Source organism: Actinosynnema sp. NPDC049800 (genome assembly GCF_040656635.1).
Classification (GTDB): Bacteria; Actinomycetota; Actinomycetes; order Mycobacteriales; family Pseudonocardiaceae; genus Actinosynnema.
Window position 1 is genome coordinate 77,123 of record NZ_JBFAMT010000014.1, and the last position, 15,975, is coordinate 93,097.

The window sequence follows — 15,975 nt, forward strand, 5'->3', positions numbered from 1 at the left end:
GAACCCCTCCCTGCTTTACTAGTGAGATAGTAAAGCAGTAGAGATCGTCTGTCGGCAAGCAGCCGCATCGGGTGCGGAGGGGATCCGGCCGCCGTGGGCGTGGCCGCCGGCGGCAGGTAGTCGTGCGGGCGCCGGCCCAGGTCCAGGGCGGCTATCCACTGGCGCACAGTCGGCGAGACGATGGTGCCGTAGCCGGCCGTGGTGGTGTTGACGGACGAGGAACGCGAGACCCTGACACGTCGGGCTCGGCGGGCCGAGTCGTCGCAGGCGTTGGCGCAGCGGTGCCGGATCGTGCTCGGCTGCGCCGACGGTGGGTCCAAAGAGGCGGGTGGGTGCCGGTGATCGCCGGCACCCACCCGGTTCTCACGGGTTCGGCACCAAGGCCTGCCCACCGTCGCCCAGCGCGGTGACGGTGCCGAGGTCCGGGCCCTGGACGGGCCGCAGCGCGGGGATGCCGCTGGGCTGGGTGCCGAGGTCGCCGCTGGAGTTCGAGCCCCACATCCAGAGCCGACCCGAGGCGTCGAGCACCTGCCCGCCGTAGATGTGGCTGACGACGTCGACCGCGCCGGTGATGCCGTCAACGCGCACCGGCACGGTCTTGACGCAGTCGAAGCAGTCGCTCCCGTCGCCGAGCGCGCCGGACGAACCGTGGCCCCACGACCACACCGTGCCGTCGTTGCGCACGGCGTAGCCGTTGTAGCTGTCACCGTCGATCTCGACCACCCCGGTCAACCCGGAGACGCGCACCGGGACCCGGGAGACGCCGCCGGTCGTGCCGTTGCCGAGGGCGCCTTCGTAGTTGTCGCCCCACGCCCACGCGGCGCCGTCCGCGGTGACGGCGAACGCGGTCGCCCCACTCGCGGCGATCTTGACGACACCGGTGAGCCCGCTGACCCTGGTCGGCACGCTCGACGACTCGGAGGTGGACCCGGTGCCGAGCTGGCCCCGGTGGTTCCAGCCCCAGGCCCAGACCGTGCCGTCGTTGCGCAACGCGTAACCGCTCTCCCAACCGGCCGCGATGGCGGTGACACCCGTGAGCCCGGGGATCTGCCGGGGTTCCACCGGGTGGGCGCCCACGCCGAGGCCCCGCGCGCCGGAGCCGTCGCTGCCCCATGACCAGACGGTCCCGTCGCCCCGCAACGCGTAGTGGTTGCCGGCCAACGCGTCGGCGACCGCGACGGCCCCGGTGAGCCCGGCCACCCGCACCGGGATCGGGACGACGGCGGAGGCGTACCAGGCTTCACCGAAGTCCGGGCCATTGCCGCCCCAAACCCACACCGAGCCGTCGGCCAGCGCCGCGGTGTTCGACGCCAGCGACACCAGGCCCGACAACCCGTGCAGCGGCTTCGGCAACGACGAGGACGTCGTCGTCCCGTTGCCGAGCTGCCCGTGGTTACCGCCCCACACGTAGGCGCAGTCGCGGAGGCACGGCACGGGCGGCACCGAGAAGTACCCGGCCAGGTCCACGGCGACGTGGGTCTCACCCGCGTTGTTGTAGGCGTAGAAGCGCGACTCGTCGACGTCGTACTGGATCACGACGACGGCGAGGTTCGCCGCCGTCTGGCCGCGCGCCAGGTTCAGGTTGGACGTCTCCGGGCGATCGCGTTCGACCTGCCAGGCCGTGACGTGCGTGTCGGCCGTCGGCGCGATCCCGGTCATGTTGACCACGGCGCCGATGGCCTCCGCCGGCACCGCCACGTCCGGCATGACGCCCCGCGACCGCTGCGGCCCGATGGGCGTGGAGTTCTGGTTGGCGTTCCCGGTGCCGTTGCGGGTGTCGAAGATCCGCCGCGGTGCGACCGGGGTGAACACCGCTCCGTACTCCGGCGTGTAGAACCCCTGGATGTCGACGACCAGGTCGAGCTCACCGGCGTTGTTGTACAGGTTCACCAGCCGTCCGGCGCCCAGCGCGACGGTCGTGAGGTTCGGGTTGGTGCCGCCGACCGGCACGTTGACCGTCGAGGCGGTCGGCCGGGCGGCGCCCGCGGGCCACGCCGTGACGTACGTGTTCGCGGTGGCGCGGGCGGCCGTCACGTTGAGCACGACCGCGGTCGCCGAGGCGGGCACGGTCCGCGACAGGTCCAGCGTCGTCGTGCCCCCTGGCCCGACGTGCCCGCCGCGGTACTCGTCCATCACCCGGGACGCCCGCGCCGGGATGAACTTCGACCCGCCCGAGGTCGCGTAGTACCCGGCCAGGTCGGCGATGACGTGCGTGCTGCCCGCGTTGTTGTACAGGTCGACCACGCGGTCCGCCCCGACCGCCACGGTCACCAGGTTCGCCCGCGTCTCGCCCGCCCGGAGGTTCAGGTTCGACACCGCCGGCCGGGCCCGGCCGTGCGGCGAGACCGTGACGTAGGTGTTCGCGGTCGGCTCGGTGCCGGTCAGGTTGAACACCACCGCCGTGGCCGACGCCGGCACCCGCCCGGCCAGGTCGAGGGAGATCGTGCCCGCGGTCCCCATCGGCCCACTCCCCGAACGGGTGTCCAGCACCCGGGTCGGCGACAACGCCGTGTAAGTCGACCCAGCGGCGGCCTGCGCCTGGGCCACCGCGGGGAAACCGGCCGGAACGACCGCCACCAGGGCAACCGCCGACAGAACAGCGGTGAGCAACCGCATCGAACACCCCCAAGGTCACGGATCCCCCGACCCGCGCGGGACGCTACCGCTCAAATCCCGACGGCACAGCACCTTTCGGCGAATTCACGCGGGCACAGGCGGGCCTCGCGGTGCCACAGGTGTCCGAGGTGACGCCGACGACGGTCACGTTGAGCACCCTTGCCGTCAGCCACGGCGGCGGTCGCTGCTTGGCCCGGACAACCTGCGATATCGCAACCAACCGCAGAAGGCGAGGCCGAGGCTCGTCACGATCACCAGGGCGGCGCGGGTCCCGACGAAATCCGCCGTGGGCCACGCGACGGTGGTGATGGGGCCGTTGTCGAGAGCTGGTTCCCAGCCACCCGCTTCCTCGACGGTGCGACCTGTACCGGACGCGGACAGCGCGGATGGCACGTAGTTGACAGCGTCCAGAATCGCGAGCACGACGACGACCACGATTCGGATTGCCTCCTGGCCGGTGAGTTCGCCGAGGACGTAGCCGAGGGCGAGGGTGGTGTAGCCGCCCATCAGTGGTCCGACCACGGTGACGACCGCGACGGCGACCAGCGGTGTCGCCGCCGCGTCGACGCGGACGAGCAGGTAGCAGGAACAGACAAGGACGAGTGCGGCGTAGGCCAGGTAACCGGCAACGAAGTTCCACAGCGTGTCACGAGAGGTCGTGGCCGGGCCGGCGGGAGCGAGCATCCAATTGACTTGCTGCCGTCGTCGCCGCCACGCCCGGCCGAGAAGCGGCACGGTCACGACGAGGACGATCGGGGTGAGCACGGTCCAGTAGCGGCCGATGCCCCGCAGTCCCAGGAGGCCGTCGCCGACTTCCGTTCCACCGGAGCGGAACCCGATCCAGATCATCGGCGTGACCGCGGCCAGCACGACGAGCATCCGCGGGGTCATGGACCGCCGGAGGTGGTAGGTGAGCATCACGCCGCCGATCGGGTCAGCGCGATGTACGCGTCGTTGAGCGTCGGCTCCACCTGCTTGGCCTCGTCCGACAGGGACTCCCCCAGGAACCGGACGCGGTACCGGTTCGGGCCGACCCGGGTCACCGCGGTCAGCGCCCCCGACCCGTGGAGCCGCGCCGCGGTCGACTCGTCCCCCTCAGCGACGAAGACCGGCGGTGACATCGACACCAGCACGTCGGGGCTGCCGTCGAAGATCAGCCGTCCCCGCTCCAGCACCAGCACCCGGTTCGCAATCGCTTCGATGTCCGAGACGACGTGGGTGGAGTAGACGATCGTGGCGTTCGTCGCCGCGTGGGCGAGGTGGCTGGTGAAACGCAGCCGCTCCCAGGGATCGAGACCGGTCGTCGGTTCGTCCAGCAACAGCATCCGGGTTTCGGTCGCGAACGCGTAGACAAGCCCGACCCGTTGGCGCATGCCGCCGCTGAGCGTGCCGATCGCCCGGTCCCCGAGCGCCCCGCCCAGCCCGAACCGGTCGAGCAGCCCTTCGATGGGCGCGGTGTCCAGGCCGCGCACGGTCAACAGGTAGCGCAGCAACGCCTTGGCCGACACCTCGGGATCGAGGCGGGGGTCCTGGGGCAGCAGTGTCGCCGCCGCGCGGAGCGCCCTGCGGTCGGCGGCGAGCGGTGCTCCGTCGACGGCGATCACGCCGGAGGACTCGACCGCCAGTCCGGCGAGTATGCCCAGCAGCGTCGACTTGCCGGCGCCGTTGCGGCCGAGCAGCGCCACGATCCCCGGCTCGAGATCGAAAGTGACGCCTTGGAGGGCCGTGGCGGCGCCGAACACCTTGCCCACATCGCGGACGCTAATCATGATCGCCTGCCTCCTTTGTGATCCAGCGAAGCCGGGACACGTCCCGCGGCAGCAGGCGCGCGGCCGTGATCGCGGCCGCCGCCACCGACGTCCACAGCAGCAGGCCGGCCGAGATCGGGTGCGACCGCCCCGGCACGTGCCGCATCCAGTCGGCCAGCGTCGGGTCGATCACCAGTAGCGAGGGGCCACCGGTGAGGTAGGGCAGCACGACGACGGCAGTCGTGATGCAGCCCGCCGCTCCGGCGGCGACCCCCGGGCCCGGATCGAACCGGGCCACCACGACGTGGCACGCCGCGACCGCCACGACCAGGCCACCCAGAGACGGGACCAGGAGCGACAGGTACGGCTCGTCCGCGGTCGTGGACTGGCTGAACGCGGCCAGTGCGGTGACGATCGCGAAGATCGCGATCAGCCCGCCGCGATCCCGCCACCAGCGGCTGCGCGGATCCGTCGACCCGGCTGCGACCAGCCGTCGATCGGCGCCGAACCGGGCCATCCCGAACGAGAGCACGCACGCCGAGGTGACGGGGATCAGCCAACTCACGACCCAGTGTGCTCCCAACTGGAAGCTCGTGACTCCCACAGGCGGCTGCCCGTAGGTTCCCGTCGACCAACCTATCGCCAGGGGGAACGCGGCCAGCGGGAGCGCGAGGGCGCCGGGGCGGAATGTCCGCACCGCGACGCCCTCGCGGAGCACCTGGTGCCGGATCGTCACGTGACCCAGCATTCGTTGCCGTTCAACCACGTCTGGCCGTCACTGGCGTTGGCGAACACGCTCCAGACGCGTCCACCGGTCACGCCGCCCCGGTCCTTGCGGCCGTCGACCCAGCCGGTGCCTTCTTCCCAGATGTTGTCCTGTCTGCTGCCCTGGTACTTCAGATCGGCGTAGGCGTACACGTAGTGCGGGTACGTATTACCCGCGACGTTCGTGACGTTCTTCGCATCGAAACCCCAGGTCAACGTGGCCGAACCCCACGGTCGCCAACACGACGCGGCCACGTAGTAGCCGGTACCCCACGCATGCGCGGCCGGCGCGATGCCCAGCGTCGCGAGGGCGATCGCACCTGCCAACAGCAGCCGGCCCCCCAATTTGCTTCTCATTTCCACCTCCGTAATCGGACTTCGCCGGAAGTGCTCCGGCTGGTGATGACTACCGACGCTGTGGAGAGATTGGCCGGTCACGTCCTCGGTTCGTCCTCGGTACGTCCTCGGTTCGTCCTCGCGCCGGTGGGTGCCGCGTGTAACGTGCTCCTGCCGCACCATCGATGCGGCCAAGGGGGAAGGCGCTCAAGCCACGCTCCGTCCGGCCCGCGACGCCGGCACCACGCGGGGCTTGCGCCCCGTCGGGATGCAGGCGGGCACACCATCACTGGTCACGACCAGTGATCCCAGAACGAGGATCTCCACGCCACCCCCCGGTAGCCACCGCCGGCCGGCACCAACGCCAACGTTCCGGAACAGGCTCTCAGCCCGGGGTGCCGTCGACCATTCCCTTTTCATCCAGGCGAAAAGGTGCTGCGTGGGGGTTGTGTGGCGGCGTGGTCACGATGCGCGTGCGGCTGGCCGGCGGCCAGATCGAGGCCCAGGGCGGTGGCGCTGTGCAGCACGGATCCGCCGTGCCGCCGGGTGATCACCAGGCCGGCCTCCCGGAGCACCGTCGCGTGCCGGCTCGCCGACGCCGGCGAGGTGCTCGCCCGCCGGGCGAGCTCGGTCGTGGTGCAACCGTCCACTGTGGCCAGCAGGATCGCGGCCCTGGTCTCGCCGAGCAACCGGGCCAGCGCCGGGTGGTCCGGACGGAAGCGGCCCGGTGCCAGCCACCGGGGATCGTGCGGCACCGGGTACACGATCACCTGCGGCAGCTCGCCATCGATGATCGTCTGCGGGTTGAGCTGGGCGAAGTAGGACGGCACCAACCGCAGCCCGCGCCCGTCCAGGTGGATCTCGCGGTCGGACGGGTGCCGGGCGAACTCCAGCACCGGCCGCCGCCACCGCATCATCGGCGCGAAGCTGTCCAGCAGCCCTTCGACCCCGCGCTCGCGCAGCACGTGCCGGCGCATGGCCAGGTCGCGGTGGACGTGGGTGCGCAGCCGGTCCCAGTAGGGCGCGACCGCGTGCCGGAAGTAGGCCCGGAGCACCTCGCCGAGCTCCCCCAGCGCACTCGGACGCCCGGCGGCGAGATCGGCCAGCCACGCCCCCGCCCCCGGGGCGCCGCCCAGCCCCTCGATCTCGGCCCCCAGTCGTGCCCTCGGCGTGCCCAGGATCGCCATCACGGCCTCCTCAAGGCCGAGCGCTCCCTCGGGCGGGGTGAGCAAGTCGGGGAAGTAGGACGCGTGCGGAACCAGCGGGAACAGCCGAGCCCGGACCAGCGCGCTCAGCTCGGCCCGGCGCAGCTCATCGGCGACCTGCCGCCGCCAGTGCCCCAGCACTACCTGCCCGTACCGCCCCTGCAGCGCCTGCACGCTGTTCACCAGCTCCCACAACGGATCCGGATCGTCGGCCAGGACCGTCAGCGCCAGATCTCGACGCGTGAAGTGGATCCGCACGCCGCCTCCCGGGTAAGACGCAGGTCCCGGGATCGTACGGCCGCGGCGGCTACCAGGCGTAGACCTCAGGGCGGGTTTGGGGCGGTGCGGGCCCGGTGCGGGGAACAGCTCGTCGAGGCGGGGAGCGGATCCCACTCGTTGTGGCCGCTGACCGGGCTGACCAGGTCCTCGACGGTTCGACTTCGACTGCCGCGGTCTCCGCTGTGCGCCGCGCTCCCTTGCTCGAGTGAAGTTTCGCCCTCATCGGGAATTGCGGTGGAGCGGATGCCACCGGGCTCAACGGGACGGGGGCGGACCGCAGAGCGCGGCCAACTGGTCCACCACCTCGGCGATCGGCTTCCGGGTGTCGATCTCCATCGTGGCCGTCGCCCTGAGCAGTGGCTCCACCTCGGCGGTGTCCGCGGCGATGCGAGCGCGCTGGTCGTCGGTCTTGCCGAACGGGTTGTCGGAACGTCCGGCGATGCGCTCGAACATCACCTCGATCGGCGCGCTGAGCAGCACCACGTGGGTGAAACGGGGGTAGAACCGGCTTTGGTTCCACACCGCACCGGAGATGAACAGGGGTTCCCCGGACCGCTCGTGCTCGGTGAGCAGACCGTCGATCCGGTCCTCGCGCCACTGCCGCTCGACCCCGGTCCCGTCCGCCGTCGGGATTTCCTCGATCCACTCTCCGAAGTCGGTGTCCACCACCCGGTACCCGCGTTGTTCGAGGTGGCCCAGGATCGTCGACTTACCCACCCCGGACATGCCGGTCACCATAATCACGGCCACCCGGCCACCGTAGAGGACAAGGCGACCGGCCGGACTGGACAACCTCGGTGGCGTCCGGCTCGACGGCCCGGCGGCGAGACCGAGCAGCGCTCCGCGGTCACCCCACCAGCCGGGCAGCCACTTCGTCCGCCGCCCGTTGACCCGACAGGATCGCCCCGTTCATGCTCCCGGACGTCTCGTCGGCCGTTTCGGTGCCCGCCCAGTGCACGAGTCCGACCAGTTCGCGGAGGTACCGCCCGAACGTGGTCCACGCCTTCGGTGCGACCGCGGGGTTCGGCCCGCCGGGCGCGAAGACGTCGTTGCCCCAGGAGAAGTCGGTGTAGTCGGTGGTGTGGCGAGCGGATTCCCCGTACAGGTGCACGAGGTGCGCCACGACGCGCCTGCGGCGCTCGTCCTGGTCGTAGGCGTCGAACCCGCGCGCGTCGCAGAACACCATCAGGATGCCGGGGCCGTCGGCGCCGGGACTGACGTCGAAGGTGAGGAAGACGGTCTCGTCGTCGGACACCGCTTCGCCCGAGAGCCCTCGGTCGCGCCAGAAGGGACGGTCGTAGGCGACGAACGCCTTGCTGAGCGCACCCAGTCGCCAGCTGCGGGCGAGACCGTAGTGGCGCTCCGGCAGCGCGGGCGAGAACTCGATGGTCGAACGGTCCGTCGGCGACGCGGTCACGATGACGAACCGGGCGTCGATCGTGTGCTCGCCCGTCCCGACCGTGACGCGATCGCCGACGGTGGTGATGGTCTTCACCGGCGCGTCGACGATCACGCGGGACCCCAGCGTGTCGGCGAGCCCGCCGACGAGCGCGTGGGTGGTGCCCAGCACCCGGTCCTGCTGATCGCCGCCCTCGACCTTGAGCATGAACTCCACGCCGCCGAGGTTCTTGATGTAGCGCAGCGCGTTGAACAGCGACACGTCACCGACGGGCGCGCCCCAGTGCACCAGGCAGAACATGGTCATGAACTTCCGGGTGCCCGCCAAGGCGTGCTTCGAGGTCAGCCACTCGCCGAGCGACATCGAATCGAGCCGCGCGGCGTCGGGGTGCTCCCACGGGGACGACACCGGGAGGCCGTCGACGATCTTCTGCAGCGCGCCCATGATCCGTGTGATGTCGAGCATCACCCAGGGCGCCAGGGCGGTGATGCCCTCGACCTTGCGCCTGCCCCCCGAAGGAGATCACACCCCTCCCCTGGTGGAACTGGGGCACGAACTCGCAGCCGAGCCGGCTCGCCAGGTCGCGCACCGCCGCGTGGTGCGGCGCCACCCAGGTCGCTCCGGCGTCGACGGGCACGCCCGCGATCTCGGTCCTGCGGATCCGACCACCGACGCGATCCCGGCCTTCCACGACGACGACGTCATACCCCGCTCGGGCGAGCCGGTCCGCTGCCGTCAGTCCGGCGAGCCCGGCGCCGACGACGACGACATCGGCGGGTCGATTACCGGCACTGTTCATGGTCGCGCTCCGTCTGTCCGGGGGTCTCTCGGCCATCGCACCGGAGCACGTGTGCCTCCGACGCGAACGCCGCGACGACACGTGCCTCCCCCTCGGTCGACGACGGGAGAGCGTCACACCCACCAGCTTACAGACCAAACGGTCGGCTAAGAAGTGCGCTTGGTCGCATATGTGCGCGTGTGGGCTCGGCGGCCCGCGACACCCCGGGGCCGGGACGGTGCGCTCAGCCCGGCAACTGCTCCCCGCTGGCCAGCGCCAGGAGGAGCTCGCGCGCGCCGCTCGTGGCCTCGGCGTCCCCATAGGTGATGGCGGCCGCCACTCCTTCCGCGGCGCGACGGACCACCAGGATGCGGGCGTCGTCCACACCGTCGAGGGCGAACTGCTCGGACCACCACCGCTCGTCCGCACGAACGAGGTCCACCACGCCGGGCACGGTGTAGATGCCCGCCCAGGCAGGCGCCGAGGTGAAGTACTGGGTGACGGCGTCGGAGCCGGAGCAGAGCGCCCGGACGTAGGCCCTCAGCATCTTGCCCGGCGTGTTCTCCGACAGGTCGAGATGGGCGACCACGGCCGCGCGGAACCTGCGGTTGGCGTCCTCCACGAGCGCCGTCAGCAGGGCGTCGCGATTGGGGAAGTGGTGCAGCAGGCCGCTCTTGGAGACCCCCGCGCGCTGGGCGATGAAGGACAGCGAGACACCGGTCCCGCGCTCGGTCATCGCCGCCGCGGCAGCGCCGAGCACCGCGGCGCGAGTGCGTTCGGTGTTGCGCGTCGCGCGGGACTCGCCCGTCGAGTTCGAGGTCATGCTCGGAGGCTACTACCGTGCGAGTGGTCGACTGTAGAGACCGTTCGGTCTGGCTAATCGTCCCTGACCGCGAGTGCCGCGCGCCGTCGGCGAGGACGGGCGCGCGGCACTGCGTCACCGTCGGCCCGGTGTCGTCACGCGCGGGTCCACTTCTGGTTGTCCTGGCCGTTGCAGGTCCACAGGATCAACCGCGTGCCGTTGGCGGTGGCCGCTCCGTCGGCGTCCAGGCACAGCCCGGCGCGCACGTTGCGGATCGAGCCGTCCGAGCCCGACGCCCACTTCTGGTTGTCCTGGCCGTTGCACGACCAGATCACCACCCTGGTGCCGTTGGTCGTGCCTTGCTCGTAGGCGTCCAGGCACCGGTCGCCGAACACCCGGAACTCGCCGCTCGGGTTGGTCGTCCACTGCTGGTTGGCGCCGGCGCCGCAATCCCACAGCAACACGGTCGTGCCCAGGGCCGTGGAGGCGTTGTCGACGTCCACGCACCGGTTGGACCCGACACCGCGCAGCCGTGACGTGACGTCGCCGGACGAACCGCCGGACGAGAACTGCCACCAGTCCACGTTGAACAGGAAGCCGCTCCCACCGGTGTAGCGCAGGTACACGTCCTGGTTGCCGGAGGCGCCGCTGACGGGGCAGGTCACCGATCGCCACGCCTGCCAGCCGCCGGTGTTGGGGACGGTGCAGCGGCCCACGACCGTGCCGGCGGCACTGCCCAGGCGGACCTCGATCGTGCCGCCGGAGGTGGCGGAGGCGACGCGGGCGGTGAAGGACGAGGCACCCGCGCCGAAGGCGACGTTGCGGACCTTGGTGTAGTCGCCGTTGTGGAGGGAGCCGATGTTCATGCCGCCCTCGGCGGAGGGTTCGGTTTCGATGCCCGAACCCCAGGCGATGGTCTCGGCCTCCTGGCGGACGTAGGGGTTGAGCACGTCCACCGGCGGCGGGCCGGCGGTGGTCATGGTCATCTGGGGAATGGTGCCGTCACCGTTGTAGGTGAACTTCTCGATCGCCACCGATCGGGCGTAGCCGCCCCCGCCGGGCAGGGCGCCGTTGTGGTAGAAGAAGTACGAACCGCCCTTGTAGTCGACGATGCCCGGGTGGTTGGTGAAGCTGGAGCCCTGGGTCGGCATGACCGTGCCGCGGTAGGTCCACGGCCCGGTGGGGCTCGGGGCGGTGGAGTAGGCGATGAACTCCGAGCAGCACTTGGCGGCGAAGATCATGTAGTAGAGGTTGTCGCGCTTGTAGACCCAGGGCGCTTCCTCGTACAACGTGGGTCTGGTCGCGTGACCGGTACGGGTGCCGAACCCGGCGGTGGTCAGCGGGATCTTCGTCGCGCTGCCGGAGAACGAGATCATGTCGGCGTTGAGCCGCACGTACCACAGGTTCGGGTTGCCCCAGTACAGGTACGCCTGGCCGTTGTCGTCGATGAACGCGTGCGGGTCGATCTCGCCGTTCTCCACCAGCGGGCGGCCGATGGCGTCGCGGAACGGGCCGGTGGGGCTGTCCGAGACGCCCACGCCGATGGCCATCCCGCCACCGCGGCGGCGGACCGGGACGTACCAGTAGAACTTGCCGTTGCGGGCGATCGTGTGCCCCGCCCAGGCGTTGGCGTCCGCCCACGCGAACGTGCCGAGGTTCATCGGCACGCCGTGATCGGTCCAGTTCACCATGTCGGCGGAGGAGAACACCCGCCACTCGCGCATGGTGAACGTGGTGGAGCCGTCCTCGTCACGTCCGGTGTAGACGTACACCCGTCCGTTGTGGACCATCGGTGCCGGGTCGGCGGTGTAGATGTGCTGGACGATGGGGTTGTCGGCCCTGGCCGTGGCCGGGAACAGCGCCAGGGCCGACATGACACCCACGGCCCAGGCGAGCAGGCGCCTTCGACGTTGCACGGTTGTCTCCTTCGATGGGGGGTGCCGGTGCGTGCAGGCGGCATCGCGGGGCCGCCTGCACGCACCGGTGATGTTGTGCGGGCCGTGGAGTCGACCTTCGGCTCGTCACCGCGTCACGTGCGGGCCCACCGCTGGTTGGCCTGCCCGTTGCAGGTCCACAGCCGCGCGGGCGCGCCGTTGGCGGTCGAACCGCCGGCGACTTCCAGGCACAACCCCGACTGCACGCCGGTGATCGAGCCGTCGGCGTTGAGCCGCCACTTCTGGTTGGTGCCGCCGTGGCACGTCCAGATGATCACCAGGGTGCCCGCGGTCGTGCCGGCGTTCTCGGCGTCGAGGCAACGCCGGGAGGTGGCGCTGTAGACGGACAGCTCCTGCGTCGTGGTGGACGTCCACTGCTGGTTGGGCCCGTTCCAGCAGTCCCACACCTGGAGCCGGGTGCCGGTGGTGGTGGACTGGTTCGGCACGTCCAGGCACTTCCCGGCGCTCACCGAGCGCAGCGGACCGGTGGCGCCGCCACCGCCGCCACCGTCGAGGCCGAGGAACGAGATGGCGTAGGCGAGCATCCCCGCCTGCGGCAGGGTGTGCCCGGTGCCCGTGATGCTGATGCCCTCCACCGTGGCCGTGGTGCCGGTGTCGCCGTAGCGGGTCCGCGTCCAGCTCGACTGCGGGCGGTCGGTGAAGGAGGGTGTCTGGCTCAAGCCGCGGAGGTTGGTCCACTGCTTGATCTCTTCGCCGAAGTTGCGGTAGGCCAGGGTGGTGTCCTGGTCACCGTGCCACAGCTGCATCCGGGGGTAGGAGCCGGTGTAGCCGGGGTACATGGACCGGGCCAGGTCGCCCCACTCCTGCGCGGTCTTGACGATGTTCCCGCTGGAGCACTGGCTGTTCCACAGCGAGCCGTTGGTGGTGGCGAAGCACCCCGCCGGCACCCCGGAGAAGGCCGAGGCCGCGGCGAAGACGTCCGGGTACTGGGCCGCCAGCACGTTGGTCATCATGGCCCCGGACGAGAACCCGCTGACGACGATGCGGGCCGGGTCGACGTTGTAGCGCTGGCGGGTCCAGTCGACCATGGACATGATGCCCGTGGAGTCGCTGCCGCCGTTGCGGGTCAGCCCGGCGCGGGTGGACACGTCGAAGCAGCGACCCTCGCGGGTCGCCTCGGGCACCACGACGACGTAGCCGTACCGGTCGGCTGCGGTGGCGAAGTCACGCCCGTTGCCGTTGAAGATCGCGCCGGCCGACCCGCCGCAGTAGTGCACGAGGACCAGCAGGGCGGGACGGGGTGCGACGTTGTCGGGCACGTAGACGTACATGCCCAGGTTGGTCGGGTTGGCGCCGAAGTCGGTGACGCGGGTCAGCGTGGCGGCCGAAGCCGGCCCCGCCGACACCAGCGCGACGCCGAAGACGAGCGACAGCAGCGACGCCATCGTCAACAGGGTGGTGAGCATTCGTCTCATGTGTTCCTCCTGAATGGACTGTCGCCGTTCCCGTAGCCGTGCGCGCAGCGGCACGGTCGGGCCGTTGGTGGACGGCCCGACCGGATGACCCACTACGCGGCCTGCCGCCGCCACTGCTGGTTGGCGCTGCTGCTGTTGCAGGTCCACTGGACGAGTTGGGCGCCGTCGGTGGTGGCGGCCTCGGACACGTCCAGGCACTTGCCGCTGTGCTGCGCGATCAGCCGCACGTGGTCGCTGCCGGCGTCCTCGAAGCGCCAGCGCTGGTTGGTCTGGCCGTTGCACGTCCACTGCACGACCCGTGCCCCGTCCGCGGTGACCGAACCACCGCCGTAGACGTCGAGGCACTTGCCGCTGCCGACGTTGACCACCTCGCTGTAGCCGCCGCCGACGTCGCGGACACGCCAGCGCTGGTTGGTCTGGCCGTTGGGCGCCCACTGGACGACGTTGCCCCCGTCTGCGGTCGAGGCGTTGTAGACGTCGGCCACCTTGCCGCTGTGCCGCGCGGTGAAGGTCTCGGCGGTGGGCACGGGCACGGTGGAGCGCGGGGTGAGCCGGTAGAGACCGGAGCCGTGGGCGGGCAGCGAGCGGGACAGCGTGCCGCTCACGGTGCCCAGGCTCGCGCCCGTCCACAGGTCCACCACCGAGGCGGAACCCATGCCCAGTTCGGCGAGCGAGGCCGACACGGTCGAGGTGCCGGTGCCGCGGTTGAACAGGGCGAGGTACTTGTCATCGCTGCCGGGCACGTCGGCGGTCCACGCGGTGTGCGTGCCGGAGAACAGCTGACGGTTGTTGAGGCTGTGCTGGTCGACGGCCAGCACGGCGGTGTTGGTCATCAGCGCCAGCTCGGAGGCCCGGTTCTGGGTCAGGTCCCCGCCCCACATCAGCGGCGAGCGGGTGATCGACCACAGGGTCATCAGGGTCCGCTGCTCGTCGGCGGTGAGGTTCGAGTAGCGCGGTGAGCCCACGGGTCCCTGCTGCGACAGGCGCCCGATCGGGATCATGTCCGGGTCGGGCCACGCGCCGGGCCGGCGGTGCGGCGTCCACGCGTGCAGCCGCTCGAACAGGGCGTCCAGCGCTGACCAGTTGTCCCACAGGTCGTTGACGATCCGCCACATGTTGGCGTTGGCCGAGACGTGCGCACCGTTGCCGGTGGAGGTCGGGCCGGGCGAGAGGCTGAGCACCATGGGCCGCCCGCTGCGCTGGATGGCCGTCTTGTAGCCCTCGATCTCGGCTTGGCGGTAGGTGGGCGCGGCGATGTCGTCGACCTTGACGTAGTCCACGCCCCACGAGGCCAGCAGCTTGAACTGGGCGTCGAGGTAGGACTGGGCGCAAGGGTTGGTCATGTTTAGGCCCCAGTTGAGGTTCAACCAGGCCGCGGTGGTGTTGTTGTTGATCTGGTTCGCGCGGCAGCTCGTGCCCGGCACGGGGAGGTTGTCGGCGACCACCTGGCGCGGGATGCCGCGCATCAGGTGCACGCCGAACTTCAGGCCCTGGGCGTGGATGTAGTCGGCCAGCGGCTTGAACCCGTTGGAACCCGCGGCGGAGGGGAAGCGGGTGGTGTCGGGCAGCAGCAGGCCGCCCGCGTCGGTGCGCAGCCGGGGCTGGAAGTTCGCGTCCTGGTTCGGGCTGCCGGTCCCCCGGCCGGGGTAGTACCAGGCCCAGTCGATGACGATGTACTGCCAGCCGTGCTGCTTGAGGTTGTCGCGCATGTAGTCGGCGTTGGCCTTGACCTGGGCCTCGGTCACGTTCCAGTTGAACGAGTCGTAGCTGTTCCAGCCCAGTGGCGGCGTCGTGGCCACTCCGTTGTCCCACGCCGACGCCGACTCCTCCGATCCCGGGGTCAAGGTCGTGACGGACAACGCGGCGGCGGCCAGCAGCACGCCCACCCGCCGCAGGGATGATCTCCGGATCCCACCCACGGTGCCTCCTGCTCGTCGTTGAGAAGGCGCTCCCACCGATCACGAGAAGTGCTCGATGAGCACGCTAACAGTTTGCAACTGGCTCGGCGATCTGCGTCTGCGAGTCTCTTGGCACCAATGGAGACTGTCAAGGATTCCCGCTTGGTTAGCGCTCACAATCGAGCTGAGCGAGCTGCTGGAGACCGCCTCCCCCCACCGTGCCCCGCAACCGGGACCTGGCGGCTTCGTCGACTTCGGACGGAACTCCGGCAACACGACGGCGAGAGGTTCCGCGGCAGCGTTGCCACGGCAGCGCCGCGGCAGCTGGAAGCACCGATCAGATCGACCGTGCCCCTGATGCGTCGGAGGTGCACCCGCTCATGTTCGCGTTCACATCATGACTCTCGAATCGATTCGAAGCCAATGACCCAATCGGGGTAAGCCAGCGGTTTACCCAGTTGGCGGCCCTTTTGAGACGGCAAGTTGCCTTCGCCTACATCCCGAGTACGTAGTGAGCGCTCACATGACAGGGCCCGGCACCGTTGACCCGCACACCTCGCGCGGCTACATTGGCCCGAAACTTCAGGTTGTAGCACCGAAAGTCATGACGACCGGTCACATCGGCGCACGGGAGTCCTCCCGTGGTCGGCAATGTCCTCAATGGACTTCGATCGACACCGAACACCCGTCAGGCCGACGCCACCAGGGAGGAAGTTGTGCGCACGCAGAACCACATCGCTCCCCGGCACGGCGACCACGACCTGACTCCCAGCTCCTCA

General features: G+C 70.3%; 12 protein-coding genes and 1 pseudogene. All 13 read right to left on the reverse strand.

The window, feature by feature from the left end:
• Positions 1–363 precede the first annotated feature (363 nt).
• The 13 genes and pseudogenes from AB0I91_RS19005 to AB0I91_RS19065 all read right to left on the reverse strand — a co-directional run bounded on the left by AB0I91_RS19005 (position 364) and on the right by AB0I91_RS19065 (position 15,217).
• Positions 364–2,577, reverse strand: a complete 2,214-nt coding sequence (locus AB0I91_RS19005) for an RCC1 domain-containing protein (protein ID WP_499637832.1) — start codon at positions 2,575–2,577, stop codon at positions 364–366.
• A gap of 204 nt (positions 2,578–2,781) precedes the next feature.
• A complete protein-coding gene (locus AB0I91_RS19010) occupies positions 2,782–3,537 on the reverse strand; it encodes a hypothetical protein (protein ID WP_499637835.1) in 756 nt (251 codons plus the stop codon).
• Positions 3,534–4,385, reverse strand: coding sequence for an ABC transporter ATP-binding protein (locus tag AB0I91_RS19015; RefSeq protein ID WP_499609311.1), 852 nt, complete (start codon positions 4,383–4,385; stop codon positions 3,534–3,536). Before AB0I91_RS19015 ends, AB0I91_RS19010 begins: the two co-directional genes overlap by 4 nt.
• Positions 4,378–4,929, reverse strand: a complete 552-nt coding sequence (locus tag AB0I91_RS19020) for a hypothetical protein (RefSeq protein ID WP_499637838.1) — start codon at positions 4,927–4,929, stop codon at positions 4,378–4,380. Before AB0I91_RS19020 ends, AB0I91_RS19015 begins: the two co-directional genes overlap by 8 nt.
• A 167-nt stretch (positions 4,930–5,096) precedes the next feature.
• The gene (locus AB0I91_RS19025; RefSeq protein WP_499609305.1) at positions 5,097–5,486 is read right to left on the reverse strand and encodes a hypothetical protein; all 390 of its coding nucleotides are present in this window, start codon (positions 5,484–5,486) and stop codon (positions 5,097–5,099) included.
• 395 nt (positions 5,487–5,881) lie between these two features.
• Positions 5,882–6,928 (reverse strand): ArsR/SmtB family transcription factor, encoded by a 1,047-nt coding sequence (locus tag AB0I91_RS19030; protein WP_499609302.1) that lies wholly within the window; start codon positions 6,926–6,928, stop codon positions 5,882–5,884.
• A gap of 276 nt (positions 6,929–7,204) precedes the next feature.
• A complete protein-coding gene (locus AB0I91_RS19035) occupies positions 7,205–7,687 on the reverse strand; it encodes an AAA family ATPase (RefSeq protein WP_499637952.1) in 483 nt (160 codons plus the stop codon).
• A 109-nt stretch (positions 7,688–7,796) separates the two neighbouring features.
• Complete coding sequence (locus AB0I91_RS19040; protein WP_499637841.1) at positions 7,797–8,813, reverse strand: flavin monoamine oxidase family protein; 1,017 nt, start codon at positions 8,811–8,813, stop codon at positions 7,797–7,799.
• Between the two features lie 70 nt (positions 8,814–8,883).
• A pseudogene (locus tag AB0I91_RS19045) lies at positions 8,884–9,447 on the reverse strand (flavin monoamine oxidase family protein); the annotation flags it as partial.
• Positions 9,371–9,949 (reverse strand): TetR/AcrR family transcriptional regulator, encoded by a 579-nt coding sequence (locus AB0I91_RS19050; protein WP_499637844.1) that lies wholly within the window; start codon positions 9,947–9,949, stop codon positions 9,371–9,373. The pseudogene AB0I91_RS19045 and the gene AB0I91_RS19050, both read right to left, overlap by 77 nt.
• 134 nt (positions 9,950–10,083) lie before the next feature.
• Positions 10,084–11,844, reverse strand: a complete 1,761-nt coding sequence (locus AB0I91_RS19055; protein WP_499637847.1) for a family 43 glycosylhydrolase — start codon at positions 11,842–11,844, stop codon at positions 10,084–10,086.
• 113 nt (positions 11,845–11,957) lie between these two features.
• Positions 11,958–13,298 (reverse strand): extracellular catalytic domain type 1 short-chain-length polyhydroxyalkanoate depolymerase, encoded by a 1,341-nt coding sequence (locus tag AB0I91_RS19060; RefSeq protein WP_499609291.1) that lies wholly within the window; start codon positions 13,296–13,298, stop codon positions 11,958–11,960.
• Between the two features lie 92 nt (positions 13,299–13,390).
• A complete protein-coding gene (locus AB0I91_RS19065; RefSeq protein ID WP_499637850.1) occupies positions 13,391–15,217 on the reverse strand; it encodes an alpha-galactosidase in 1,827 nt (608 codons plus the stop codon).
• Between the last annotated feature and the right edge of the window lie 758 nt (positions 15,218–15,975).

Bases quoted from the DNA above. Each gene is read 5' to 3' on its own strand.
- AB0I91_RS19015 (WP_499609311.1), bottom strand. From the start codon at position 4,385: ATGATTAGCGTCCGCGATGTGGGCAAGGTGTTCGGCGCCGCCACGGCC.
- AB0I91_RS19025 (WP_499609305.1), bottom strand. From the start codon at position 5,486: ATGAGAAGCAAATTGGGGGGCCGGCTGCTGTTGGCAGGTGCGATCGCC.
- AB0I91_RS19035 (WP_499637952.1), bottom strand. From the start codon at position 7,687: ATGGTGACCGGCATGTCCGGGGTGGGTAAGTCGACGATCCTGGGCCAC.
- AB0I91_RS19040 (WP_499637841.1), bottom strand. From the start codon at position 8,813: ATGCTCGACATCACACGGATCATGGGCGCGCTGCAGAAGATCGTCGAC.
- AB0I91_RS19050 (WP_499637844.1), bottom strand. From the start codon at position 9,949: ATGACCTCGAACTCGACGGGCGAGTCCCGCGCGACGCGCAACACCGAA.
- AB0I91_RS19060 (WP_499609291.1), bottom strand. From the start codon at position 13,298: ATGAGACGAATGCTCACCACCCTGTTGACGATGGCGTCGCTGCTGTCG.